Genomic DNA, 23420 nt, shown 5'->3' on the forward strand with positions numbered 1-23420 from the left:
GCAGTCACGGTAGAGCCGACCGTGGGTCGGCTCCTACGTAGAGCCGACGGTCAGTCGGCTGCTCTTCAGTTCTTTGCAACAGCCGGCGCAGCGACCGGCGCGGCAACCGGCTGCATCGCAACGGCCTTGGCCTGCACCGGCATGCCGGGCATGAAGACCTTCTGCACGCCGTCGATGATCACCCGGTCGCCGGCCTTCAGACCCTGCTGCACGATGCGCAGGCCGTCGGCATTGCGGCCCAGCGTGATGTCCTGGCGCTGTGCCTTGCCGTCCTTGTCGACCACGTACACATACTTGCGGTCCTGGTCGGTCAGCACGGCCTTCTCGTCGATCAGCATGGCCTGGAACTGGCCGCTGCCCAGCAGCTGCACGCGGGCGAACAGGCCCGGGGTGAAGGTGCGGTCGGCGTTGTCGAGCAGCGCGCGAACGCGGATGGTGCCGGTGCTGCGGGTAACCTGGTTGTCGAGGAAGTCGACCTTGCCTTCGTGCGGGTAGCCGTCCTCGCCCGACAGGCCCACCTTGACCGGCAGGTCGCTGTCACGCTCGCTCGGGCGCTCGCCCTTGCGCGCCATCTGGGCGTACCGCAGGAAGGTGGCTTCGTCGGCATCGAAGTACACGAACACCGTGTCCAGCGACACCAGCGTGGTCAGCACGCTGGCGCTGTCGCCGGCGGTGACCAGGTTGCCGGCGGTCACCATCGCGCGGCCGGCGCGGCCGTTGATCGGGGCGCGCACCTTGGTGAACTCCAGGTTCAACGCGGCGGCATCCAGCGCGGCCTGCGCGGCCTGCACGCTGGCACCGGCCTGGTCAGCCGCGGCACGCCGCTGCTCCCAGGTTTCGGTGGAGATGGCCTGCTGATCGGACAGCTTCTTGGCGCGCTCGGATTCGCTGCGGGCCAGCGTGGACTGGGTGCGGGCGCGCGCCAGTTCGGCACGGGCGCGGTCGTACTCGGCCTGGTAGCTGCGGGCGTCGATGGTGAACAGCACGTCGCCCTTCTTCACTTCCTCGCCTTCGACGTAGTTGACCTTGTCGATGTAGCCGGACACGCGCGGACGCAGCTCGACGCTCTGCACCGCTTCAACGCGGCCGCTGAAGTCGTCCCACTGGCTGACGGGCTTGATCAGCACCGGCGCGGCGCTCACCTGCGGCGGCGGTGGCATGCCGGCTTCTTCTGCGTGGCCACCGCTGCAGGCAGCGAGCACGGCGGCGGCGAGGATCGAGACGCCGGCCATGGCCAGCCGTCGGGTAAGACGATGCGGAGTGGAATTGGGGGAGGTCATGACAGGCATCCGTACGGAGGGGTGGTATTCGAAAATCGGGGGTAGTGCTGAACGTGGGTGGCGCATCCTGCGACCTCAACCTTGGTAGAGGTCAAGCAGCACCAGCGGTGTCGCGCGACATCGGGGGAGGCCAATCCCTGTGCAGCAGGCCGCGCGGCAGTTCGGCATCGCGCGCATCGCAACGCACGATGGCGCGGTTGTCGGTACAGGTGTCCAGCAGCGATACGAGGCGGCGGCCCACCAGCAAGGCGCTGGGCCACTCGATACAGGCGTTGGCCGCATTGGCCGGGGTGCAGACCGGGTTGCACACTTCAAGCATCTGCGCGCGCACGCCCAGCGCCTGCGCTTCCTGATGCAGCACCTGCGCGTACATGCGCGTGGCGGACATGGTGATGGACGATTCACCGTGCCCGGCCCACGGCTTGAAGCCGGCCGGACCGCCGATCAACACATAGCGACGCGGATGGGTGCCACCGCGCAGCAGCGGCAGCAGGTGGCGGCCGGCATGCACGTGCGGCATCACGTCGGCCTGCAGCGCCTGCAGCAGCGCGTCGCCACTGCGATCGGTCACCCGGCCGCGGTTGTAAGGCCCACCCATTGCATCGACCACGGCCGACAACGCGCGCCGGCGCGGCGCGATGCGCTCGGCCACGGTCTGCGCCGAGGCGTCGTCGCCGAAGGAACCCAGCAGGGTCTCCAGACCGGGCTCATCGGCGAACTGTTCCTGCAGGGCCGCCAGCCGACCGGGGTCGCGGCCGACCACCAGGACCGGGCTACCGGCCTCCAGCAGCGCAGCCACGATGCCCTGGCCGACACTACCGGTGCCGCCCAGAACAAGGACCTCGGGGGCCAGCGTCCCACTCATGGGACTTTCACTCCCGCCGCCGGGATAATCCCAATCCGGCCCAGTCGGCCCAGATCGCGATTGCCCAGGCGCAGGCTGCCGCCGCGCTGCATCTTGGCGGGCGGGGTGAACTCTCGGAAAGCCTTGTAGGACAAGGACGAGGGCCGCTTCTCAACGGTCATCGCCAGGTCCAGCGGGGCTGTGCGGCCGGTCAGTACGCGGCCAAGAATGTTCCGCAACCACATGGCGGAGGTCCTTCAATTCGGGAATGGCGCCAGATTAGTCCTCAAACTCCCACTTGATTAGTCCGGATTAAGGGGAATAATCGTCCCGTACCCGGCACAATCTTTCGGGCACCCTATCCCCTCCCCGACTTCGGACCCGTCATGGCCCACGATCTCAACGACACGCTGATCTTCGTCAAGGTGGTCGAGCAAGGCAGCTTCATCGCCGCCGCCACTGCGCTTGGCCTGCCCAAGACCACGGTCAGCCGCAAGGTGCAGGAACTGGAAACGCGCCTGGGCGCGCGCCTGCTGCACCGGACCACGCGCCGGCTGGGCCTCACCGAGGCCGGGTCGGTGTACCACGAGCATTGCCAGCGCATCGCACGCGAACTGGAAGAAGCCGAAGGTGCGGTCAACCAGCTGCAGTCCGGTCCGCGCGGCTGGCTGCGCTTCACCGTGCCCTACTCCATCGGCATCACCTGGATCGCGCCGCTGCTGGGCGAGTTCCATGCGCAGTACCCGGAAATCCAGCTGGACATGCACCTGGGTAACGAAAAGCTCGACCTGATTGCAGGCGAAGCCGACCTGGCGTTGCGCGTGGGCACCCTGCCCGACTCCAACCTGGTGGCGCGCAAGCTGGGCAGCCTGCGCACCCAGGTGTTCGCCAGCCCGGCCTACATCGAGCGCTACGGCGAGCCGCTGCATCCGGACGAACTGCAGTTCCATCGCATCCTGGCGATGCGCAAGGCGCGCAACCTCAACAACAACCGGTTCTTCTGGCAGCTGGGCGAAAACGGTGGCGACCTGCGCGACTTCCCGGTCAATCCACTGCTGGTGGCCAATGATCCCTCCGCGCTCAACGGCGCACTGGTGTGTGGCGAAGGGTTGCTGCTGACCGGTGACGTGATGGCCAAGCCGTTCGTCGAATCGGGCATGGTGCGCCGCGTACTGGCGGGCTGGACCGGCCCGGAGGTGGACTTCAACGCGGTGTTCGCCGGCGGCCGGCTGGTCTCGCCGAAGGTGCGTGCGTTCGTCGATTTCCTGGTGGCCAAGCTCGACTTCGACGCCAACTACATGCTGGCGCAGTGCCCGAACGCGAAGTTCGCCAAGCAGCAGAATGCACAGGTGGAAGAGGAACTGCAGGCCACTGGCAAGCGGATCCTGGAGACGGTCACCGCGACCTGATCGCGCGCTTTTTCCCTGCGGTGGATTGTCGATCCACTGCCGCACAAGGCCGCCCTCGGGCGGCCTTGTCGCATCTGGGCGCCATGATAGCGCAGATACCCAAGGATTCTGCGGGACGTTGCGGGTAGCTGCGTCACATGCGGATCGTCGGGCTGGGCTGGGCTCGATCGGTATCCGATGCCGACCTGCCTTCCGTTGACCTTCGGCATGACAATAGCTAAATTAGAGTGAACACTCTGATTTAGAATCCGTGCGCAAACCCAATGCAGCAAGCCACGCCGCTCAACGCGCCCATCTCATCCAGGCGGCGAGGCGCTGCTTCGCGCGCGCCGGTTTCGATGGCTGCAGCACCGAGTCTGTCCGTGTTGAAGCCAAAACCAGCACTGGCAAGCTGTTTCACTATTTTCCAAACAAGCAGGCGTTGATCCTGGCGGTGGTGGAAGCCCACACCCGCAGCACGCATTCATCGCTCAGCGCGCTGGAACACCACGATGACGCACGCGCGGCGCTTCGGCTTCTGCTGAAAGGCGTCATCGAAGCCGCGGCCGATCCGGAAGAAAGGTGTCTCATCCTCGAAATATCCGCTGCCGCTTCGCGCGACGAAGAAATTGCCAAGCTGAGTGCCCAAGCAGACAAGGTCCTGGTGCAAACACTCAGTGCGCTCATCGCGCGCGTAAAGAAGGGCTTTCTCCTGCCCGATGAGCAGATGGTTGCACTGCTGTCATCTTGGATCGATGGAGTATTCAGTCGCGCCGGGACCGATCCTTCCTTCAATCCACTGACCATGCTCGCGACCATGGACAACCTGCTCGCAGTTCTTCAAGGCACACACCGTGGCAGCGGAGATGTCTGAACGCATCGACGCCATCGACGCAGTCCGAGGGTTCGCGCTTGCAGGCATTCTTGTGGTCAACAGCCTGGTCTTCGCCTCGACCTTCTATGGGACCGGTCTGTCCACGCCCGATGTGAGCTGGCTCGATACGCTCATCGGGGGCCTTGTCTCAGCAGTGTTCGAGCTGAAGTTCTACCTGCTGTTCTCCTTTCTCTTCGGTTACTCCGTCACGTTGCAGATACGGTCTGCCGAGCGTTCCGGAACCCGCTTCATGCCCCGCATGCTGCGCCGGCAGGCAGGACTTTTCGTCATCGGCGCGATACACGCGGTTTTGCTTTTCCACGGCGACATTCTGACCACCTATGCCGTTCTGGGACTGGTACTGCTGGCCCTGCGCAAACGCACTGATCGTTTTCTCACTACGCTTGCAGTGATCCTGACGGTCGCAACGGGCCTCCTATGGGCAGGAATTGCCGTTTGGCAGGCCGGTCTGCCCGTACTGGACCAGACCGATATGGCGCGAAGCATGATCCTCGCTGCGGCAGAAAACTGGCGGGACAACCCCATGCAGATCATTGCCGGGCACCTCGCCGCGCTTGCGGACTTTCTGCCCCTCCTGCTGCTTCTGCAAGCGCCGACGGCACTTGCAATGTTCCTCCTGGGGTATGTGGCGGGCCGCCATGAGATGTTCAAGCACTTGGAGACAGTGCGGCAGAACTGGGCTGGCCGCATCTATACGCTCGGGTGGCTTGTTGGCGTGCCCGGTGCCTTGGCATACGCATTGGGCTCGACGTTCTTTCCCGCCACCCACCTTGAAACCGCCGGTCTGGCGGTGTCCGTCGTGACTGCGCCATTGCTCTCCGCTGCCATGGCCCTTGGGGTTCTGGACCTGCTGTCGCGCCCTGCTGCGGCAGGGCTGCGCAGCCTGCTGGCTGCGGCAGGACGAATGGCGCTGACCAATTATCTGTTGCAATCGGTGCTCCTTGCCCTGGTGTTCCATGGCTATGGGCTTGGCCTTGTCAACCGCCTGTCGATGGTCCAGCTCGTTATCGTCGATGGTTTGATCTTCGCCATGCAATTGCTGGCGAGCACGTTCTGGCTTGCCCGCTTTCGCTATGGCCCACTGGAATGGCTGCTCAGAGCGCTCACACGGTTCTCGTTCACATCCACCAGCGCTGCGCAGTAGCCCGGATGCGGCGGTCAGAATTTCCAGCGACGCCGTAAGCTGCCAAATCGCCACGGCAACGTTGCCTTGCACGTGTGCGTTGCTGTTCGGCGTCTACCTTGACCATGGCGTTGTGGTGGAGGCGGCAGCAACGCCGCCTGGAGAAGGAGACGCTGTACATGCCCAATATGGCCTGCAAGACCGGCTGAGCGCAGCGCCGCCCAAGCGGGCAAGTGGGCCATCAGGACGCATCTGGCTCTGTCTGCGCGGATTGTCGTGATCGGCGTCGTTGCGCGCTGCATCCATCGCACTCCTGCGGATGCGTTCGGCGCGATCTGCATCACACCTTTGATCGTTCCAATCGCTGTTTCTCCAACCCGCGTCACATTGACGAGCGCTGCCGCGAACCACTGCGCACTTCCACTGTCTACGCGGCGTTAGGTTCCGCCCCACGCGACCTGGCCAGCCCGGCCGGATGCACTGGAGGCGAGACATGCACCACCCGTTCCGCGCACGGATCCAACCGCGCAAGGCCCCCCTCTCCCTGTTGCTGGTGGCCCTGCTGTCGCCGCTGCCTGCGCTGGCGCAAAGCACGGTCGGGGACATCCTCGGCCATGTGCCCGGGGCCACCCAGGGCACCGTGCAGATCCGGCACCTGGACGCTGGCACCACGCGTGAGACCCGGATCAACCCTGACGGCCGCTTCCGCCTGCCGGCGCTGTCCACCGGCCAGTACGAGGTCCGCATCACCCGTGCCGACGGCAGCAGCGAGCAACGCCAGGTGACCGTGGTGGCAGGCCAGACCACGCAGGCGGACTTCGCCCGGGCGGCCACGCTGGAGACGGTCAAGGTGCGCGCCAGTGCCGCCGCCCCTATCGACCTGGGCAGCGTGGAAACGCGCACCACCTTCACCGCCGAGCAGCTCAACACGTTGCCGGTGGCACGCGACATCACCAGCATTTCCCTGCTGACACCGGGCACCGTGGCCAGCAGCAGCTTCTTTGGCCCGGCCTCGTTCGGCGGCGCCTCGGCAGCTGAAAACAGCTACTACGTCAATGGCTTCAACGTCACCAATCTGTTCGACAGCCTGTCCTTCTCCGAGGTGCCGTTCCAGGCCATCGACCAGTTGGACGTGCAGACCGGTGGCTATGGCGCGCGCTACGGGTTCTCCACTGGCGGGGTGACCAGCGTCAACGTCAAGCGCGGCACCAACACCTGGAAAGGCGGCTTCAGCTGGACTACCGTGCCCTCTTCGCTGCGCGAGAATGCGCCGGACACGCTGCGCAGCGATGGCAGCATCCTGCGCTCGTACGACAACAACAGCAGCTCCAGCGACGTGGCCAGCGCCTGGGCCGGTGGCCCGCTGATCGAGGACAAACTGTTCGTGTTCGCACTGGGCAGCCTGAGCCGCTCGGACAGCGTTACCTTCGGCGGCCGCACGGCCAGCGGCCCGCGTCGCGCCAGCGACCCGAACACCCCGGTACCGCCCGCCTCGCTGTCAGCGTCGGCGCAGGACTACCGCTCGCGCGACCCGTACTGGCTGTTGAAGCTGGACTGGTATCTCAACGACCGCAACCACCTGGAATACACCGGTTTCGACAACCGCCAACGCTACCGCTACGACTACTACGACGCCGAGTACAGCAGCGACCGTCCCGATGCCGAGCCCGGCAAGCGCGACTATCGCGGCCGCAAGGAAGGTCGCGCCGGTGGCACCACCCATGTGTTCAAGTGGACCAGCCAGCTCACCGACGACCTCACCGCCAGCGTGCAGCATGGCCGCATGCGCAACCACACTGGCGAATACACGATCAGCCCGGACGGAAAGCGCGGTGACTATGACGGCGACATCAACGCCCCCGAAGGTGAGTGCCCGTACGTGGTTGACCGTGTGCTCGGCAAACAGGTCGGGTGCGCGGTCGACAGCCAGCTGGGCCTGCGCAGCGGCAGCAACGAACGCCGCACCACCCAGGCCGATCTGGTCTGGCAGCTCGGCAACCACCAGCTCGGTGGCGGCTACAGCCAGGAAGACTGGACCTCGGTGCAAGGCAAGGCGTATTCCAGCGGCGCCTACTGGAACCTCTACGCGAACTACGCCCAGCGCATCAACTTCCGCACCGGGGGCGCGATCGGCGTCAAGCAGGCGTCGTGGTACCTGGAAGACCACTGGCAGGTCACCGACCGGCTGATGCTGTACGCCGGGCTGCGCAACGACTCGTTCGACAACCGCAACGGCAGCGGCGCCACGTTCGTCAAACAGGACAACATCTGGCAGCCACGGCTGGGCCTGTCGTGGGATCCCACCGGTGACGGCGACAGCAAGCTGTATGCCTCGCTCGGCCGCTACTCGTTGCCGATCGCGGCCAACGTGGCACTGCGCGCGGCCACCGCCTCGTACTACACCATGGACTACTTCACCTACGACGGCTATGACCCGGTGACCGGCAAGCCGAACATCACCGGCTCCTACCGCAACGGCAGTGCCGACGGCGTGGTCAACGGGGCCGATGGCAGCACACCCAACCCGCGTGCGGTCGCCTCACAGGGGCTCAAGCCGTATACCCAGGACGAACTCATCCTTGGCTACCAGCGGCAACTGCACTCAAGCAACGACTGGGTGGATGGCTGGACCCTGGGCGCCAAGCTCACCCTGCGCCGGATCAACCAGGTGATCGATGACACCTGCGATTCCCGTGCGCTTTACAACGCCGCCAAGGCGGCCGGCTACGACGTCTCGCATTGGGACAGTGAGTGGGAAGTGCCCAGCGGCCTGCCCGGCTGCTGGCTATACAACCCGGGCAGCGACCTGGTGCTGGACATCGACGTGGACGGCGACGGCACGCCCGACAACATCCGCGTTCCCGGCGAGGACCTGGGGCCGAAGGCCAAGCGCCGCTACACCGCGTTGACCTTGTCGGCGGAAAAACGCACCGAACGCTGGTATGCCAGCGCCAGTTACACCTGGGCCAAGCTGCACGGCAACTACGAAGGGTTGGTGAAGAGCACCAACGGCCAGGATGACACCGGCACCACCTCGGACTTCGATTTCAAGGAGCTGTCCTACGGCGCCGACGGCTACCTGTTCAACGACCGTCGTCACAGCATCAAACTGTTCGGCAGCTACCAGTTGAGCCCGGAGTGGCAGGTCGGCGCCAACCTGCTGGTGCAATCCGGCACGCCGATCAGCTGCCTGGGCGGCGGCAACGGCACCTTCGGCACCGAATATGGCTATCGCGGGGTGTTCCACACCTGCAACGTGGGTGAGGACGATATCGCCAAGCTGGGCAGCAGTGGCCGTACGCCGTGGACGGCGACCTTCAACCCGAACGTGGTGTATTCGCCGGCCGCGCTGGCCGGGCTGAGCGTGCAGCTGTCGGTGATCAACCTGTTCAATTCGGTCAAGCCGGTGCAGGTCTACGAGACCGGCTATGACGTCAATGCGGCCGGCACGGTGACCGACTACTTCAACTACGGCAAGGCGCGCTACAACACCACCCCGCGTTACGCCCGGCTGCAGGTGCAGTACGACTGGTAAGAGCCGCGCAGGCGGATGGGTTGATGGCGTACCGGCCAACGGCCGGTACCTACCCACCGCCGGTAGTGCCGACCGTTGGTCGGCACGGGTCCGCGAACGGGCCGACGTTTTCATGGCGTACCGGCCAACGGCCGGTACCTACCCACCGCCGGTAGGTGCCGACCGTTGGTCGGCACGGGCCCGCGAACGGGCGGACGTGTTCATGGCGTACCGGCCAACGGCCGGTGCCTATCCACCGCCGGTAGTGCCGACCGTTGGTCGGCACAAGCCCGCGAACGGGCGGACGTGTTCATGGCGTACCGGCCAACGGCCGGTACCCACAAAAATGCCGCCTGCAAGGGCGGCATTTTTGCTCCGGCCGGTGACCGGAGCCGTAACGCTGCGCGTTACGCGTTATTGACGAAGCGGAATCACCCGGATTTCCACGCGGCGGTTCTGCGCGCGACCAGCGTCGGTGCTGTTGTCGGCGATCGGGTAAGCCTTGCCGGCACCCAGCGTTTCGATACGGGCTCCCTGCACGCCCTGGGCGGTCAGGTAGGCGGCCACCGAATCGGCACGCTCCTTGGACAGGCGATTGTTGACCGCGTCGCTGCCGATGCTGTCGGTATGGCCCACCACCTCGATCATGGTCTGGTTGTACTCGGCCAAGGTGCTGGCCACGCCATTGAGCGAGCCGTAGAACTGCGGCTTCAGCGTGGACTTGCCGAAATCGAAGGTGATGCCATCCGGCAGGTTCAGGGTCAGGTTGTCGCCATCGCGGGACACGTCGATACCGGTGTTGGCGGTACGCTCGCGCAGGGCGCGTTCCTGGCGGTCCTGGTACTGGCCGATGGCCGCCCCGCTGAGCGCGCCGATACCGGCACCAATCATCGCGTGCTGGCGGCGCTCGGTGGCGCTGTTGCCACTGAGCAGGCCGGCGGCCACGCCCACGGCAGTACCGATCAGCGCGTTGCGGCCGGTCTTGTTCTGCTGCTGGGTGGGGTTGCCGTACTGATCGGACTGGGTATACGAGCCGCCGGTGGCGCAGGCCGTCAAAGCAGCGGCGGTCATCAGGGCCAGGGCCACGTTACGGGTTGCGGGTCGAATCATGGTGTTCTCCTTGGTTACCGGTCTACCGGCGTGCGAGCGCCCAAAGAATAAACACGCAGACGCGATGCCGGCATGACGATGCAAAACCCTGCGGGCTCCCCGTTCAGCTTTCTGAGCGGCGCCCGCGCGGCCGGGTTTACACGGTGTGACGGTAAGCAGCCAGCGCGGCATCCCGCCCCGCCGCGAGGTCCACCAATGGCAGGGTGGGATAGGTCGGCGCGTGCTCGGCCAGCAGGTGCGGGTGCTGCCACGGCGCAAAGCGGGCCTTCAGCGGCAGGGGGGCCAGCTCGGGCACCCACCGGGTGATGTAGCGCGCCTGCGGGTCGAACTTCTCCGACTGGGTGACCGGATTGAAGATACGGAAGTACGGCGCGGCGTCGGCACCGGTACCGGCCACCCATTGCCAGCCCATGGTGTTGTTGGCCAGATCGGCATCCACCAGGGTGTCCCAGAACCAGCGCGCGCCTTCGCGCCAGTGCTGGCGCAGGTGCTTGCACAGGAAGCTGGCCACCAGCATGCGCACGCGGTTGTGCATGTAGCCGGTGGCCCACAGTTCGCGCATGCCCGCATCGATGATCGGAATGCCGGTGCGGCCCTGCTGCCACGCCTGCAGCTGTGCGGCGTTGGGCGGCGCCCAGCGGAACCCGTCGAAACGCGGATTGAGGTTGTGGTCCGGGGTCTGCGGAAAGTGGTGCAGCAGGTGGTAGGAGAACTCGCGCCAGCCCAGCTCGCGGATGTAACCGTCGATGTCGGCGTCACGGCTGGCACTGCGTTCGTCCTGCAGCCGGCGCACGATCTGCCAGGGCGCGATCTCGCCGAAATGCAGGTGCGGCGACAGCAGCGAGGTGCCCACCCGGTCGGGCAGGTCACGCTGCTGGCGATACCCGTTGAGCGCGCCGTCGATGAACACCGTCAGCGCCTCGTGCGCGCCGGCCTCACCGGGCTGCCAGTGGTCCCAGAACTGCGCGTCCCAGGGCAGCGGCGCGGCCAGCTGCAGCGCGTCCAGTGCAACGCCCTGCACCGCGTGCGCCGGCAAGGTCGCCGGCGGCGGCGTGGGGGCCGGCAGCTGCAGGCGGGTCAGTGCGTTGCGCCAGAACGGGGTAAATACCTTGTACGGGTTGCCCTGGAGCGTTGCGATATCCCACGGCTCCAGCAGCAGGCTGCCGTTGTGGCTTTCGGCGTTGATGCCCTGCTCGCGCAGCGCGCGCTTGATGGCCGCATCACGCGGTTGGGTGGCCGGCTCGTATTTGCGGTTCCAGTACACGGCCACCGCCCCGGTCTGCGCGATCAGGCGCTCCAGCTCGGCGTGGCTGTCGCCCTGGCACAGCAGCAGCGCCGAGCCGCGCGCACGCAGGTCGGCGTCCAGCGCCGCCAGCGACCGGTGCAGCCAGGCATTGGAGGCCCCGCCCGGGGCCCAATCACCCTCTTCGTGCGGCGCATGGATGTAGACCGGTACCGGCAGATGGCCAGCATCCAGCGCGGCCTGCAGGGCCGGGTTGTCCTGCAGCCGCAGATCACGGCGAAACCACACCAGCGCTACCGTCACAACCACCACCCAGGCGAAAAAACCGTGGCCATGATAGCCAGCCGCGGTGAAGAACACGCACTGGCCCGGCGCCACACCGGGTTTGTGCGCCGCCTCGATGCTGGCTAGTCTTCGCAGTCCCGCCCCGGATGGACCCGCACCATGCACGCACTGCACGCTTCGTTTGCCCGCTTCGGCCCGCTGAAGGCGCAATCGACCGACCTGTGGCAAGGCGACATCGCACTGCCGTCAGCGCTCGCCGCGTTCTATACGCAGGTTGGTTCGTGGGGCGAGACCGTGCATGCCAGCGTCGGCCCGGTCGGCATCAGCGTGCCCGGAGTCAACGTCGCGTTCCCGCCGCTGCACCGTTTGTGGGCGCTGCAGGCAGGCTATCGCTGGGAAGGCGACGCCGGGGCGCGCATCGCGGAGTGGCCCGAACAGTGGCTGGTGATCGCCGACCAGAACGCGGACCCGTTCATCCTTGACCTCGACAGTGGCCAGGTGCTGTTTGCCTTCCACGGGGCGGGTACGTGGGAGGCAACGGTGCTCACCGAGGACCTGCCCACCTTCGTCGCCGTCCTTGCAGCCGTTGGCACGGTGTACCTGGAGGCCGGCGACGACCTGGAAGACGACGACGGCGAGCTTCGCCCGGCGCATCGCGACGCGGCCCTGAAGGCAGCGGCGGCCGTGCTGGGCGATGACGAGGCGGCGGACACCTTCTTCGAGACGCTGGAGTGGTGACGCCGGCAGGCGGCGGTGGGCACCAGGGCACGTCCTTCGCACGGCAGCCATGCGCCGTGCACCGGCCTTGCACGCGGCGGCGTTCAAGGTGGCTGCATGCAATGCCCAAGCCGGCTGCTGCCAGGGCGTAACCCACGGTCACCCCAGCCGGCACTTCCTCCCGTTGCCAGGATGCCGCCTCATGACCCCGTTCGCGCCCGCCGTTGCCTACTCGCCCGACGTTGAACAGCGCGCGCCGGACGAAGCAGAGACCATCGCCGCCCTGGCCAAGGTGTTCACCGATATGGCCCGCACCGTGGCCGACCATGACGGTCATGCGCATCGGGCGGTGCATGCCAAGGGTCATGCACTGCTGCGCGCACGCTTCCAGGTAGCACACGACCTGCCCGCCGACCTTGCCCATGGGCTGTTCGCCCGCCCCGGCGCGTATGACGCGCTGGTGCGGCTGTCGTCACCGCCGGCCGAACAGCTGCCGGACAGCGTTTCCACCCCGCGCGCGATGGCCGTAAAGATTCTGGGCGTGCAGGGCGCGCGCGTGGAAGGCGGCGATGAGCAGCACAGCCAGGATTTCCTGATGGTCAACGGACCGGCGTTCAGTACGCCGGGCGTGCAGGGTTTCCTGCGCGCGGCGAAACTGCTGGCGGCCACCACCGAGCGCATGCCGCGCACCAAGCAGGTGCTGTCGGCCACGTTGCGCGGTGCCGAAGCGGTGCTGGAAGCAGTGGGCGGGCAAAGCGCCACCTTGAAGGCCTTGGGCGGCGAGCCACAGCATCATCCGCTGGGCGAAACCTTCTTTACCCAGGTGCCGTTCCTGTACGGCCCGTACATGGCCAAGTTTTCGTGGGTGCCGGTGTCACCTGCCCTGCTGGCGCTGCGTGGACAGCCACTGCCCTCCGGCGCCGATGCCCAGCGCGATGCCATCGCCGCATTCTTCGCCGACCTGGCCGCCCCGGTGATGTGGGAGCTGCGCGTGCAGTTGTGCCGCGACCTGGCGCAGATGCCCATCGAGGATGCCTCCGTGGCCTGGCCAGAAGGCCTCAGCCCGTTCCTGCCGGTGGGGCAGTTGTCGATCGGCGCACAGCCGGCATGGAGCGCCGATGCGGAAGCGCGCGAAGATGCCCTGGCCTTCGCACCCTGGCACGCGCTTGCTGCGCACCGCCCGCTGGGCAGCCTCAACCGCGCACGCCGGGTGGTGATGGCGGCATCGCGGCAGTTCCGTTCCCGGTTCAACCGCTGCCCGATCCACGAACCGTGACCGCCCTCAGCGGACCCGCCGTTCCAGCAGGTAATAGGCCAGGTTGCCCAGCCCGGTAGCGCCCAGCAACAGCGCGATCGCGCCCGGGGTCACCTCGTTGATGCCAAGCAGGTCGATCAGGCCAAAGCCCAGCGCCACCGCCACCAGCACGCTGCCCCAGTGCAGCGCCGACTGCCGGCGCTTGCTGGCGTCGCCATCAAGCAGGGAGCGCACCAACGCCTCGGACCCGTGCGCGGCGATGATCCGGCGCCGCGTACCGGCGTCGACCACGCTCTTGATGGTGTAGACGACGCCGAGAATCAGGATGATCGGCAGGATGAGGTTGAAATCCATGGAAGGCCTCGCTGTGGTGGGGGTGTGTGCAGAAGGAGATACGGTGCGGGCGGCGGCGGTTGCACCCAGCGCACTTGCAACCGATCGGCCGCAGGACGTATCCCTATGGGAATGCCCGACCCCATCGCTCCCGACGACGCCGCACTGCACGCCGACCACGCGCTGGTCACCGCTGTCCTTGCCGGCGCGCCGGGTGCGTTCGAAAAGGTGGTGCGCAGCTACCAGGGCCTGTGCTGGCATATCGTGGACCGCATGGTCCGCCATCCCGACGATACCCGTGAGCTGTGCCAGGAAACCTTCCTGCGCGTGCATCAGTCACTGCACCAGTACCGTGGCGAACGCCCCTTGAAAGCATGGATCGCGCAGGTCGCCTACTCGGTGGCCAAGCGGCACCTCGAACGCCGTCGCATTCCCATCGCCGACAATGGCCCGGATGGGCAGATGCATGCCGCAGCAGAACGGGTCAGCGACGGGTTCGACCTGGAGACCCATACCAGCACGCAGGAGGACCACGCCCTGCTGCATGCCGCCATCGAGGCACTACCGCCGCTGCAGCGCACACTGCTCACGCTCTATCATCTGGAAGAGATGCCCATCGCGGAGATCGCCAGTGTGACTGCGCTTGCCGAAGGCACCATCAAGAGTCATCTGTTTCGCAGCCGCCGGCAGCTGCGGCAGATTCTGCACGCCCGCATGGGAGTTACCGCATGAACCGTGATCGCATCTCCCCTGTCGATGCCGACGAATGGGCGGCACAGGAGCAAGGTCGGCTGCATGCAGGCGACGCAGCAAACGCCCGTACCAGCGCGGTGTCGGCCGACTACCGGCAGATCGCGATGGCCCTGCGATCGTTGCCGCGCAGCGCGCCGCCACCGGACTTCACCGCCGCGGTACTGCGACAGGTCACCGTGCACGAGGCCGGGGTCGAGAAACGCCTGGTGCCTGTGCTGATCGCCGTGCTTGTGGTGGTGAGCGCGGGCATGGTGCTGCTGTTCGGCCGGTACTGGTGGCAGCTGGTGCAGCTATACGTAGGCCACGATGGCATCCACTGGGCCGTCGCCCTGGCTGCCTGCATGCTCGCCTCGCGGCTGTGCCGGCGCTGGTTGCGTCGACCTGCCCCAACGATGGCTGACGCGCTGCACCGGCACGCTTGACCTAAACCATGCTTGAGGTCCGAAGATGTCTCCTCCCCTGAAGGAGTTGTCTTCGATGACCTACACCCTGCCCGCCCTGCCCTACGCCTACGACGCCCTGGAACCGCACTTTGACGCGCAGACGATGGAAATCCACCATGCGCGCCACCACCAGACCTACGTCAACAACCTCAACGCCGCGCTTGCCGACGCCGGCGTTGAACCGATGCCGGTTGAACACCTGATCGCCGATATCGAGGCGCTGCCCGACAGCGTACGCACCGCCGTGCGCAACAACGGCGGCGGGCATGCCAACCACAGCCTGTTCTGGACCGTGCTCAGCAGCAACGGGGGCAGCCCGGCCGGTGCGTTGGCGGCGGCAATCGAGCGTGACCTGGGCGGCTACGACGCCTTCAAGGACGCCTTCACCAAGGCTGCGCAGACCCGCTTCGGCAGCGGCTGGGCCTGGTTGACGCTGGGCCGCGACGGTCGCCTGCTGGTGGAAAGCAGCCCCAACCAGGACAGCCCGTTGATGGGCGCCTACGCCAACCTGTCCGGCGGCACGCCGATCCTGGGCCTGGACGTGTGGGAGCATGCCTACTACCTGCACTACCAGAACCGCCGCCCCGACTACATCGGCGCGTTCTTCCAACTGATCGACTGGAGCGAAGTGGCACGTCGCTTCGAGGCGGCGGGCGGGCGCTGATGCGCGTGGGCCCGGCACCTGCTGCGGCACCGGTCGTGGCCGCCGACGCGTCCGGTGCCGGGCTCGACACGGCTGCATTGCGCCATGTGTTCGGGCAGTACCCGACCGGCGTGGCGGTGGTCGCCGTGCACGGCGCGGCGGGCATGCCGGTGGCGATGACCATCAACTCGTTCACCACGCTGTCGTTGCAACCGCCGCTGGTGGCGTGGAGCATCGGCGAACGCGCCGCCGACCTGCCCATGTTCCGCGACGCGGCGTCCTTCGGCATCAGCCTGCTGTCAGCGGGGCAGGAAGCGGTGGCGCGTCACTTCGCCGACCCGCTGCGGCGTCGCACACCGGCCGCTGCGGACGTGCTCGACCTGGGGGGCGCCGCACCGCGGGTGCGCAAGGCGGTCGGCTGGCTGCTGTGCACGGTGGAGCGCAGCCTGCCACTGGGCGACCACGTGTTGATCGTGGGCCGGGTTGCGCGTTTCGAGGCGGCACCGGGCGCGGCACTGGCCTACCACCGCAGCCGCTACACCCGTATCGATGGCCGCGCCGACGTGGATGCGTCGCCATGGACATGACCGCCCTGCAGCGCATGCTCGACGCCGGTCGCGACAGTGCGCTGCTGCGCTTCAGCCTGGGCAAGGGCCTGCTGGACGCGGGCGAGCCCGCCGAGGCGGCCGCGCACCTGCAGCGCTGCGTGGCCCAGGACCCGGCCTATTCGGCGGGCTGGAAACTGCTGGGCAAGGCGTGGCTGGCCGCCGGCGATGCCGATGCGGCGGCACGGGCGTGGCAGGAAGGCATTGCCGTGGCGCAGCGCAACGGCGACAAGCAGGCCGAGAAGGAAATGGCGGTGTTCAAACGCCGCGTGGACAAGGCGACCGCCGCGCGCGGTTGAGCGCGCCTACGGCAGCGGCGGTGGCGTGGGCACGCGCTGGGATACCACCAGCATGTGGCCCAGCGGCACCATCACCGGCAGCCCCAGCACGCCGACAAAGGCCAGTGCGTTGAGCCGGTTGAAGAGGCCGGCAATCAGCAACGCCCCCAGGCACAGCAATGCACCGGTGCCGGTGCACCAGCGCGCCCAGCGCGGCGCGCCGTGCAGGGTCAGGCCATCGAGCAGGAAGCCGAACGCAAGCCGCCAGAAGCCGACCAGTGCCACGCTGGCCAGCAACACGCCGACCAGCATCGGCGCGTAATCCGGGTGGCCGGTGGGGCGCGACAGCATCAGCAGGCCGAAGCCATCGAGCAGGGTGACGGGCAATGCAAACACCAGCAACTCCAGCACCAGCAAGGCCACGCCAACCCCGTTCGCCCACTGCGACTTGCCCATCATCCGCCCCCCGGCTGTAGTGCGCCGAGCATACAACGGGCCGGCTAGCCCATGTACGTGGCGGCCAGGCGGCGCGGCGCGCTTTCTCAGCGCACCGGTCGTTGCCGGGTGGTACGCCACGACAGGGCAAGCATGTGTCCCAGTGGCAGCAGCATCGGCACGCCCATGACCCCGATGTAGGCCCAACCGGTGGGACGTTGGAATATGCCCACCGCCAGCCCCGCCGCGCATAGCGTCGCGCCGGCAGCGGTGCACACGCGTGCCCACAGCGGTGTCCCGTCCAGGCGCAGGCCGGCGCGATAGAACCCCAGCACCAGCCGCCAGAAGCCCATGAAGGCGATCAGGGCCACCACCACCGCCGCCCGCATCGGCACGTGGTCAGGGTGAAACGCAGGTCCCCACAACCACGCCAGCGCAAAGACGCTCAGCGCCGTCATCGGCACGGCCAGCAGTTGCAGTTCCCATGCCAGCAGCACCACACTCAGCTGCGTTGCCCAGCCTGCCTTCTCCATCGCCATGCCCTCGTCCATGTGGGCAGAGGATACATCGGCGCCGAAATGCCTCAATCGCCCTTGCGGCGCTGCTGCTGCAGGTCGAAGCGCTGCATCGAGGCACGGATCAGCGCCTTGGCCTCGGCGGCGGTACCCCAGCCATCCAGCTGCACCGGATTGCGCCCTTCGGGCAGGTCCTTGTACACGCGGAAAAACGCTTCGATGCGCTGGCGTTCGATCAGTGGCAGGTCCTGCAGGTCGCGGATGCCGGCGTAGGTGGGGTCGAGCTTATCGGTGGGCACGCCGATGACCTTCTCGTCATGTTCGCCGTTGTCCAGCATCTTCAGGAACCCGATCGGACGGAACCGCACGATCACACCGGGATGCAGCGGCTCGCGGGTCAGCACCAGCGCGTCGAGCGGGTCGTTGTCGCCGGCCAGCGTGCGCGGCATCGACCCGTAGTTGGCCGGGTACGCCACCGGCATCGACTGGAAGCGGTCCACATGGACCAGGCCGTCTTCCTTGATCTCGTACTTGGTGAAACTGCCGGCCGGTATTTCCACTGCCAGGTTGGCCTCGTCCGGGGCCTCCTTGGGCTGGGCGGCCAGGAACGGGTGCAGCACGGCGTTGGTGGCGCCACCGGCACCGGCCAGCAGCAGCAAGGCGGCGGCGATGGCGGCCAGGGGCAGAACGCGTCGGGTGGTCATCTTGTTCTCCAGCATCGGCCGGGCGCGTCGCAACGGCCCGGCACGGGGGTCATTCCCAGCAACGGTCGGCGCGGCCCTTGAGGGTCTGCGCGCGCGTGCAGTCACGGGGGGCGATGCGTCCCTGCGTCAGTTCGGTCTTGCGCTTGCGTCCATTGGCGGCACGGGTCAGTTCGAAGCCGTCATACAGCTGGCCGGTGACCGTGCGTGCTTCATAGCGCAGGTGTTTCGGGTCGATCTTCAGCACCTGGTAGAGCTGGGTGTCTTCGCCCACCGGCGCCATCGTCGCGCGCGCCTGCTCTGACAGGCGGTACTGCTTGGGACCGGCCACGGTGACCACGAACTGCGGGGTGGCGCCCTGCCCCTCGCCACGACGGCCATAGGTGTGGTCGTGGCCCTGCAGCACCAGGTCCACCTGATGGCGGCGCACCACCGGCAGCAGCACGTCGCGTAGTTCGGCGTTCTCGCGGCCCTCGCGCGGCGAGTAGAACGGCTGGTGCAGCAGCACGATGCTCCACGGGTGCGGGTTGTTGGCCAGCACCGTGTCCAGCCATGCGGCCTGCGCCTGCGCGGTGCCCAGGTCCAGTGCCGAGGTGCCGTCGAGCACGGCGATGCGCACGCCCTGGTAGTCGAACCAGTAGGTGCTGGTGTCGGCGGCGTCCACGCCATTGCGCGGCAGCGCGAAGGTCACCGGCCAGTGCCGGCCCAGCACCCGACGCTCCTGCGGGGTGTCTTCGAACTCCTCGAAATACTCGTGGTTGCCGATGGCCGGGGCCACCGCGGTTTCCTGTGGCAGCCAGCCCGCGGCGGCGAACCACTCGCCCCACTCGCTGTCGTCCTGGCCGTCGCCGCCGCTGACCAGGTCACCGGCGAACAGGCTCAGGCGCGCATCCGGTGCGGCCTTGATGCCCGCACGCAGCACGCGCGAGACGTGGCTGAGGTTCTTGTTCTGGGTGTCGCCGAAGTACAGCAACGTCAGCGGCTGCCGGGCGGTGCCTGCGGTGCGCAGCTGGTGCCACGCGCTCCAGGTGCTGTTGCCCTGCACCCGCCAGAGATACAGCGTGTCCGGCTGCAGCCCGGCCACGTCGGCGCGATGGTAATGCGCCGTGCCGTTCTCGGTCTCCAGCGCGCGGGTGGCCGCCGTGATGCGGGTGGGCGTGCCCACGTCCGGCGAGTCACCGGCCACCACCCACTCCAGGGTTGGCGCGCTGACGGAGGCATCGGTGCGCCAGGACACGCCGAAGCCGCGCGCGGCGTCCTGCGCCGGCGAGGCCACCATGCGGTCCGGGAAACCAGTGGCCGCATAGTGGCGGTTGCCGGCGGGCACCTGGGTGTTGGGTTCGGCAGCGTTGTCCGGTGCCTTTGCGGCGGCCGGGCCGTTGCCCAGCAGCAGCGCCAACAGCAATGCCGCAGTGGTAATCGTGGCGCGCGTCATGGCGCGCACTCCAGCGGCAACGACAACTGCCGGGCGACAGTGGCCCAGTCGAACGCCACCACGCCCTGGTCGTCATGCACGGCATACAGCACGCCGTGCGGGAACCGCGCAGATGCCGATTGATCCAGCCAGATGCCGTCAGTGTTGGCCACCGTGTTGCCCTGGAACGCACCGACATGCTTCAAGGTGTGGCGGTCGAACAGGTGGAACACGCTGCGCTGCTTGCCCTGTTCGGTGGTGATCCACCAGCCGTCCTTGCCGCAGGTCTTGAGCATCACGCCTTCGGCCTGCGCCTGGAAGGCATCGCGGCCAAACGTGGTACCGGTGAAGCGGCCTTCCAGCGTGTACACCTTGATCTCGCTGGCGTAGGTTTCGTCTTCCTCGGCAATCAACAGGCGGTCGTTGGCCGGGTCGCCCCAGATCGATTCGACCACGCGCAGGGCACCGGCATCGCTGGTGTCGCCGATGCTGCCCACCAGGGTCGCGTCCAGCGTGTTCCCCTTCATCGTGAGTGCGTAGCGGCGCACGCGCTTGTCCAGTTCGGCCAGGGGCGGCAGCACGTCATTGCCCTGCGCGTCTTCGCCGGCATCGTAGGAGTCGGTGACGTAGACGTCGTAGCCTTCGCGCTGCTTGTTCACCCACAGCCCATAGGGCTTGCGCAGGTCGGCGGCGGCGAACACCCCCAGCGGGGTGAAATCGGGCAGGTGCAGCACCTGCACGCGGTGGTTGTCGCGCTCCACCACCAGCACCAGGTCGTCGATCACGGCGATGCCGTTGGGGCGGTCGAACTGACCCGGGGCGGTGCCCTGGCTGCCCACGTCACGCAGGTGCGCGCCGGTCTGGCCGTCATAGACCACCAGCTTGTGGGTGGTCTTGGCGGTGGCGATCAGCCACTGCTTGCCGTCGGGGGCGGTCCAGCTGGCCGGCGAGTCGATGTTGTCGGCCGGAGTCATCGGGGTAAGGAAGGCTTCGGCCACCGTGGCCACCGAACGCGTTGCAGCCGCGCCGGCCGGCGCATCGGCCGCCGGGCCGGATGCCGCCTTGCACGCCGCCAGCAGGGCCAGGCTCACCACCGCCACGGCATGACGTGCGCGCATCACAGCGCCACCTTCAGGCCCAGCGCATAGGTGCGGCCATACTCTTCCATCTGCAGGGTGCGCGAGCGCGTGCCCTGGTACAGCTCCAGCGGCTTGTCGAGCAGGTTCTGCGCTTCCAGATATACGCTCACGTTGGCGGTGATCTTGTAGTCCAGGCTGACATCCAGCTGGGTGTTGGGCGCCACGTAGATGTCGTAGGCAGCGCTGTCACCCAGCGTGTCCAGGTACTCGCTGCGGTAGACCGCCGCCACGCGGGTGCTGAAGCCGGCCTTCTCATAGCCGATGTGCGCGGTGTAAACGTGCTTGGAGGCGCGCGGCAGCATGAAGTCGTAGCGCTCGCGGCCGGCCAGGCCCGGATCGAAGTCGGTATCCAGCCAGGTGCCGCTGGCGCCCACCAGCAGGCCGTCCCAGCCGGCCGGCAGGAACGCCAGCTGCTGCTGCCAGTTGAACTCCGCGCCCTTGACGGTGGCCTTGTTGCCGTTGATCACCCGGGTGACCTTGAAGTCCGGGTAGGCCGGGTCGGTCGTGCTCACCGTGTTGACGATGTAGCCGTCGATCGCCTTGTGGAACAGGCCCAGCGACAGGATGCCGGTGCTGCCGATGTACTTCTCGATCGACAGGTCGATGTTCTTCGATTCGTACGGGTCCAGCTGCGGGTTGCCGATGCGCACTTCCTCGTCACCACGGCTCAGGCCGACGCGCGGGGCGATGTCGCCGAACGACGGGCGCGAGACGGTCTTGTTGGCGGCCGCGCGCAGCACCCAGGCATCACCGGCGTCGTAGCGCAGGTGCAGGCCCGGCAGCACGTTGCTGTAGCTGCGGCTGACGGTGAGCGGGGTCACGGTGTAGGTGCGGCCATTGCTGGCCACGTCCACGCTGTTGCCGGTGGCGCTGAACTGGGTGTTCTCCACGCGCACGCCGCCGATGATGCGCAGTGCCCCGATGTCCCAGGTGCCCATTGCGTAGCTGGCGAAAATGTCCTCACGGGCGGTGTAGTCCTCTTCCAGCGAGGTCAGCGCATTGCCGCCGGCATCCTGCGGGCGTGCACTGTACTGGCCACCGAACTGCGCCCAATAGCGGCGCATCGCGTCCGAGCTCATGCCCTGGCCCAGCGTGCCGCCACGGTGTTCGGGCGTGCCGGTGGTCCAGTCGGACAGGGCGATGTCCGGGCCAACGCGCAGCTCGCGCTCGTTGGTGTCCACGTCGCGGTCGCGCCAGCGGCCGAGCAGGCCGAACTTGTAGCTGGCGTTGTCGCCGTCGAAACGCAGGTTGACCTGCGCGCTGTGTTCCTTGTCGTCCACGCGCTTGGGCGACAGCACCATGCGGTCGAAGTCGTAGGTGCCGTTGTCCATCCAGCCCGCATCGCTCAGGGCGATGCGCGGCACGCGGCTGTTCTGGTCGACGGTGGCGGACAGGTCGTCACCGGCGTACTCGAAACGCGCTTCCATCTCGTCGTTGACGCGCTCTTCGGTGCGCGTATAGCCCACCTTGTAGTCGACCACCGCGCCGCTCAGGCGGTTCTCACCGCCGACGCTGGCGGCGAACGTATTTTCCTTCTTGGTGCGGTAGCGCATGCGCTTCTGGATGCTGTCGGCGGCCAGGTCATCCACGCGGTACTGGTTGCCGCCCAGCGCGGTGATGCCCTCGTCACCAAAATCGAAGATGGTGCGCTGGCGCGTTTCGGCATCGTCGAACTGGCTGTACAGCGTGCGCAGGTAATAGCGGTTGTCCTCGTCGGGATGCCAGTCCAGGTTGAGGTTGGCGCCGATGCGTTTGCGTTCGATCTCGTACTTGCGGCGCTGCAGGCTGTTGGCGAACAGGTCGTCCTTGGCGCCGCCCTCGAAGGTGCCGTACTCCACTTCGGTGTTGTCCGATTCGAAGCTGCGCTTCTGGTAGTTCACGCCCACCGCCACGCCGAAGGTGTCGGCGAACACCTCGCTGTAGTTGAAGGCCGCCTTGGGGCTGGTCTCACCGGACAGTTGCTGGTGGCTGGCTTCGATCTTGCCGCGCAGGCTGCGCCCGTCGCGATCGAAGGCCGAGGCCGATTCCACCAGGATCGCACCGCCGATGGCATCGCCGGGCATGTCCGGGGTGGGCGACTTGACCACGCGCAGGCGCTCGGTCGAGTCGGAGGGGATCACGTCCAGCGGTGCGGCGCGGCTGGAGTCTTCCGGGGTGCCGATGGCGATGCCGTCGACGCTGACGCTGTTGAGATTGGCGTCCAGGCCGCGGATCGCCACGAAGCGGCCCTCGCCCTGGTCGCGGGTCACGCTGACGCCGGGCAGGCGCTGCAGCGACTCGGCCACGTTCTTGTCCGGGTACACGCCCATGGCGTCGGACGATACCGCGTCCTCGATGGCGTCGCTGCTGCGCTTGAGGTCGACCGCGCGGGTCTGCGACTCCAGCTGCGGGCGGACTTCGACCCGGTCCAGGTCGATCGCCCCGGCCCCACTGGCGGCGGTACCCACGCTGGTGTCGGCGGCGAACACCGACGGACTGGCCATCACCAGCAACGACAGGCTGATCGC

The 23420-nt window shown here is 67.2% G+C and carries 23 protein-coding genes; 11 read left to right on the forward strand and 12 right to left on the reverse strand.

Translation table 11 applies throughout. From position 1 onward, the window contains the following. Nucleotides 1-65: 65 nt before the first annotated feature. The 3 genes from DX03_RS11820 to DX03_RS11830 form a co-directional block, all read right to left on the reverse strand. On the reverse strand, nucleotides 66-1280 hold the full coding sequence (locus DX03_RS11820; RefSeq protein WP_038688977.1) for an efflux RND transporter periplasmic adaptor subunit: 1215 nt from the start codon (nucleotides 1278-1280) through the stop codon (nucleotides 66-68). 91 nt (nucleotides 1281-1371) lie between these two features. Then, nucleotides 1372-2145, reverse strand: a complete 774-nt coding sequence (locus DX03_RS11825; protein ID WP_038688979.1) for an SDR family NAD(P)-dependent oxidoreductase — start codon at nucleotides 2143-2145, stop codon at nucleotides 1372-1374. Then, nucleotides 2142-2369 (reverse strand): hypothetical protein, encoded by a 228-nt coding sequence (locus tag DX03_RS11830; protein ID WP_038688981.1) that lies wholly within the window; start codon nucleotides 2367-2369, stop codon nucleotides 2142-2144. The genes DX03_RS11825 and DX03_RS11830 overlap by 4 nt, the downstream gene beginning before the upstream one ends. Nucleotides 2370-2510: 141 nt before the next feature. Between DX03_RS11830 and DX03_RS11835 the strand changes: the two genes are divergently transcribed. From DX03_RS11835 to DX03_RS11850, 4 genes are all read left to right on the forward strand, one after another. Further along, on the forward strand, nucleotides 2511-3533 hold the full coding sequence (locus DX03_RS11835; RefSeq protein WP_038688983.1) for a LysR family transcriptional regulator: 1023 nt from the start codon (nucleotides 2511-2513) through the stop codon (nucleotides 3531-3533). A 250-nt stretch (nucleotides 3534-3783) separates the two neighbouring features. After that, nucleotides 3784-4386, forward strand: a complete 603-nt coding sequence (locus DX03_RS11840; protein WP_081797232.1) for a TetR/AcrR family transcriptional regulator — start codon at nucleotides 3784-3786, stop codon at nucleotides 4384-4386. Continuing rightward, complete coding sequence (locus tag DX03_RS11845; protein ID WP_038688986.1) at nucleotides 4379-5551, forward strand: DUF418 domain-containing protein; 1173 nt, start codon at nucleotides 4379-4381, stop codon at nucleotides 5549-5551. Before DX03_RS11840 ends, DX03_RS11845 begins: the two co-directional genes overlap by 8 nt. Before the next feature lie 472 nt (nucleotides 5552-6023). Next, nucleotides 6024-9065 carry a TonB-dependent receptor gene (locus DX03_RS11850; protein WP_038688988.1) on the forward strand — a complete coding sequence of 1014 codons (3042 nt, stop codon included), beginning with the start codon at nucleotides 6024-6026 and terminating at the stop codon, nucleotides 9063-9065. Between the two features lie 393 nt (nucleotides 9066-9458). Here the strand turns inward: DX03_RS11850 and DX03_RS11855 are convergent, their stop codons facing one another. Both DX03_RS11855 and DX03_RS11860 read right to left on the reverse strand, forming a co-directional pair. Then, on the reverse strand, nucleotides 9459-10154 hold the full coding sequence (locus tag DX03_RS11855) for a YiaD family glycine zipper/OmpA-like lipoprotein (protein WP_038688990.1): 696 nt from the start codon (nucleotides 10152-10154) through the stop codon (nucleotides 9459-9461). Between the two features lie 136 nt (nucleotides 10155-10290). After that, nucleotides 10291-11700 carry a cryptochrome/photolyase family protein gene (locus DX03_RS11860; RefSeq protein WP_038692307.1) on the reverse strand — a complete coding sequence of 470 codons (1410 nt, stop codon included), beginning with the start codon at nucleotides 11698-11700 and terminating at the stop codon, nucleotides 10291-10293. A gap of 141 nt (nucleotides 11701-11841) precedes the next feature. Between DX03_RS11860 and DX03_RS11865 the strand changes: the two genes are divergently transcribed. Together DX03_RS11865 and DX03_RS11870 are read left to right on the forward strand one after the other, a co-directional pair. Further along, complete coding sequence (locus DX03_RS11865; protein WP_038688992.1) at nucleotides 11842-12420, forward strand: SMI1/KNR4 family protein; 579 nt, start codon at nucleotides 11842-11844, stop codon at nucleotides 12418-12420. Nucleotides 12421-12601: 181 nt separating this feature from the next. Further along, nucleotides 12602-13675 carry a catalase family protein gene (locus DX03_RS11870; RefSeq protein ID WP_038688995.1) on the forward strand — a complete coding sequence of 358 codons (1074 nt, stop codon included), beginning with the start codon at nucleotides 12602-12604 and terminating at the stop codon, nucleotides 13673-13675. 6 nt (nucleotides 13676-13681) lie between these two features. On the opposite strand, the gene DX03_RS11875 is transcribed toward DX03_RS11870, so the two are convergent. Further along, a complete protein-coding gene (locus DX03_RS11875) occupies nucleotides 13682-14008 on the reverse strand; it encodes a hypothetical protein (RefSeq protein WP_038688996.1) in 327 nt (108 codons plus the stop codon). 111 nt (nucleotides 14009-14119) lie between these two features. Between DX03_RS11875 and DX03_RS11880 the strand changes: the two genes are divergently transcribed. From DX03_RS11880 to DX03_RS11900, 5 genes are read left to right on the forward strand one after another with little or no spacing between them, the layout of a single operon-like run. Further along, nucleotides 14120-14719 (forward strand): RNA polymerase sigma factor, encoded by a 600-nt coding sequence (locus DX03_RS11880; RefSeq protein WP_051598848.1) that lies wholly within the window; start codon nucleotides 14120-14122, stop codon nucleotides 14717-14719. Next, on the forward strand, nucleotides 14716-15162 hold the full coding sequence (locus tag DX03_RS11885) for a hypothetical protein (protein ID WP_038688998.1): 447 nt from the start codon (nucleotides 14716-14718) through the stop codon (nucleotides 15160-15162). The genes DX03_RS11880 and DX03_RS11885 overlap by 4 nt, the downstream gene beginning before the upstream one ends. 55 nt (nucleotides 15163-15217) lie before the next feature. Further along, nucleotides 15218-15847, forward strand: a complete 630-nt coding sequence (locus tag DX03_RS11890; RefSeq protein ID WP_038689000.1) for a superoxide dismutase — start codon at nucleotides 15218-15220, stop codon at nucleotides 15845-15847. Next, nucleotides 15847-16413 carry a flavin reductase family protein gene (locus tag DX03_RS11895; RefSeq protein WP_051598849.1) on the forward strand — a complete coding sequence of 189 codons (567 nt, stop codon included), beginning with the start codon at nucleotides 15847-15849 and terminating at the stop codon, nucleotides 16411-16413. The genes DX03_RS11890 and DX03_RS11895 overlap by 1 nt, the downstream gene beginning before the upstream one ends. Then, nucleotides 16404-16730, forward strand: coding sequence for a tetratricopeptide repeat protein (locus DX03_RS11900; protein WP_038689002.1), 327 nt, complete (start codon nucleotides 16404-16406; stop codon nucleotides 16728-16730). The genes DX03_RS11895 and DX03_RS11900 overlap by 10 nt, the downstream gene beginning before the upstream one ends. A 6-nt stretch (nucleotides 16731-16736) precedes the next feature. Here DX03_RS11900 and DX03_RS11905 read toward each other — a convergent pair whose 3' ends face one another. From DX03_RS11905 to DX03_RS11930, 6 genes are all read right to left on the reverse strand, one after another. Beyond that, complete coding sequence (locus DX03_RS11905) at nucleotides 16737-17165, reverse strand: hypothetical protein (RefSeq protein ID WP_185753341.1); 429 nt, start codon at nucleotides 17163-17165, stop codon at nucleotides 16737-16739. Nucleotides 17166-17251: 86 nt separating this feature from the next. Continuing rightward, entirely contained in the window at nucleotides 17252-17683 is a 432-nt protein-coding gene (locus tag DX03_RS11910) for a hypothetical protein (protein WP_185753342.1), read from the reverse strand. Between the two features lie 44 nt (nucleotides 17684-17727). After that, nucleotides 17728-18363, reverse strand: coding sequence for an inorganic diphosphatase (locus tag DX03_RS11915; protein ID WP_038692313.1), 636 nt, complete (start codon nucleotides 18361-18363; stop codon nucleotides 17728-17730). 49 nt (nucleotides 18364-18412) lie between these two features. Continuing rightward, the gene (locus DX03_RS11920; protein ID WP_038689008.1) at nucleotides 18413-19795 is read right to left on the reverse strand and encodes a purple acid phosphatase family protein; all 1383 of its coding nucleotides are present in this window, start codon (nucleotides 19793-19795) and stop codon (nucleotides 18413-18415) included. Beyond that, nucleotides 19792-20892 carry an NHL repeat-containing protein gene (locus tag DX03_RS11925; protein ID WP_038689010.1) on the reverse strand — a complete coding sequence of 367 codons (1101 nt, stop codon included), beginning with the start codon at nucleotides 20890-20892 and terminating at the stop codon, nucleotides 19792-19794. Before DX03_RS11925 ends, DX03_RS11920 begins: the two co-directional genes overlap by 4 nt. Then, nucleotides 20892-23396 carry a TonB-dependent receptor gene (locus tag DX03_RS11930; RefSeq protein WP_081797328.1) on the reverse strand — a complete coding sequence of 835 codons (2505 nt, stop codon included), beginning with the start codon at nucleotides 23394-23396 and terminating at the stop codon, nucleotides 20892-20894. The genes DX03_RS11925 and DX03_RS11930 overlap by 1 nt, the downstream gene beginning before the upstream one ends. Between the last annotated feature and the right edge of the window lie 24 nt (nucleotides 23397-23420).

It is taken from the genome of Stenotrophomonas rhizophila (assembly GCF_000661955.1).
In the GTDB taxonomy this organism is placed as follows: Bacteria; Pseudomonadota; Gammaproteobacteria; order Xanthomonadales; family Xanthomonadaceae; genus Stenotrophomonas; species Stenotrophomonas rhizophila.

What these genes read in the sequence shown, in the direction of transcription:
- DX03_RS11820 (WP_038688977.1), bottom strand. Translation starts at nt 1,280, where the DNA reads ATGACCTCCCCCAATTCCACTCCGCATCGTCTTACCCGACGGCTGGCC.
- DX03_RS11825 (WP_038688979.1), bottom strand. Translation starts at nt 2,145, where the DNA reads ATGAGTGGGACGCTGGCCCCCGAGGTCCTTGTTCTGGGCGGCACCGGT.
- DX03_RS11830 (WP_038688981.1), bottom strand. Translation starts at nt 2,369, where the DNA reads ATGTGGTTGCGGAACATTCTTGGCCGCGTACTGACCGGCCGCACAGCC.
- DX03_RS11835 (WP_038688983.1), top strand. Translation starts at nt 2,511, where the DNA reads ATGGCCCACGATCTCAACGACACGCTGATCTTCGTCAAGGTGGTCGAG.
- DX03_RS11845 (WP_038688986.1), top strand. Translation starts at nt 4,379, where the DNA reads ATGTCTGAACGCATCGACGCCATCGACGCAGTCCGAGGGTTCGCGCTT.
- DX03_RS11850 (WP_038688988.1), top strand. Translation starts at nt 6,024, where the DNA reads ATGCACCACCCGTTCCGCGCACGGATCCAACCGCGCAAGGCCCCCCTC.
- DX03_RS11855 (WP_038688990.1), bottom strand. Translation starts at nt 10,154, where the DNA reads ATGATTCGACCCGCAACCCGTAACGTGGCCCTGGCCCTGATGACCGCC.
- DX03_RS11865 (WP_038688992.1), top strand. Translation starts at nt 11,842, where the DNA reads ATGCACGCACTGCACGCTTCGTTTGCCCGCTTCGGCCCGCTGAAGGCG.
- DX03_RS11870 (WP_038688995.1), top strand. Translation starts at nt 12,602, where the DNA reads ATGACCCCGTTCGCGCCCGCCGTTGCCTACTCGCCCGACGTTGAACAG.
- DX03_RS11875 (WP_038688996.1), bottom strand. Translation starts at nt 14,008, where the DNA reads ATGGATTTCAACCTCATCCTGCCGATCATCCTGATTCTCGGCGTCGTC.
- DX03_RS11880 (WP_051598848.1), top strand. Translation starts at nt 14,120, where the DNA reads ATGCCCGACCCCATCGCTCCCGACGACGCCGCACTGCACGCCGACCAC.
- DX03_RS11885 (WP_038688998.1), top strand. Translation starts at nt 14,716, where the DNA reads ATGAACCGTGATCGCATCTCCCCTGTCGATGCCGACGAATGGGCGGCA.
- DX03_RS11890 (WP_038689000.1), top strand. Translation starts at nt 15,218, where the DNA reads ATGACCTACACCCTGCCCGCCCTGCCCTACGCCTACGACGCCCTGGAA.
- DX03_RS11895 (WP_051598849.1), top strand. Translation starts at nt 15,847, where the DNA reads ATGCGCGTGGGCCCGGCACCTGCTGCGGCACCGGTCGTGGCCGCCGAC.
- DX03_RS11900 (WP_038689002.1), top strand. Translation starts at nt 16,404, where the DNA reads ATGGACATGACCGCCCTGCAGCGCATGCTCGACGCCGGTCGCGACAGT.
- DX03_RS11905 (WP_185753341.1), bottom strand. Translation starts at nt 17,165, where the DNA reads ATGGGCAAGTCGCAGTGGGCGAACGGGGTTGGCGTGGCCTTGCTGGTG.
- DX03_RS11910 (WP_185753342.1), bottom strand. Translation starts at nt 17,683, where the DNA reads ATGGCGATGGAGAAGGCAGGCTGGGCAACGCAGCTGAGTGTGGTGCTG.
- DX03_RS11915 (WP_038692313.1), bottom strand. Translation starts at nt 18,363, where the DNA reads ATGACCACCCGACGCGTTCTGCCCCTGGCCGCCATCGCCGCCGCCTTG.
- DX03_RS11920 (WP_038689008.1), bottom strand. Translation starts at nt 19,795, where the DNA reads ATGACGCGCGCCACGATTACCACTGCGGCATTGCTGTTGGCGCTGCTG.
- DX03_RS11925 (WP_038689010.1), bottom strand. Translation starts at nt 20,892, where the DNA reads ATGCGCGCACGTCATGCCGTGGCGGTGGTGAGCCTGGCCCTGCTGGCG.
- DX03_RS11930 (WP_081797328.1), bottom strand. Translation starts at nt 23,396, where the DNA reads ATGGCCAGTCCGTCGGTGTTCGCCGCCGACACCAGCGTGGGTACCGCC.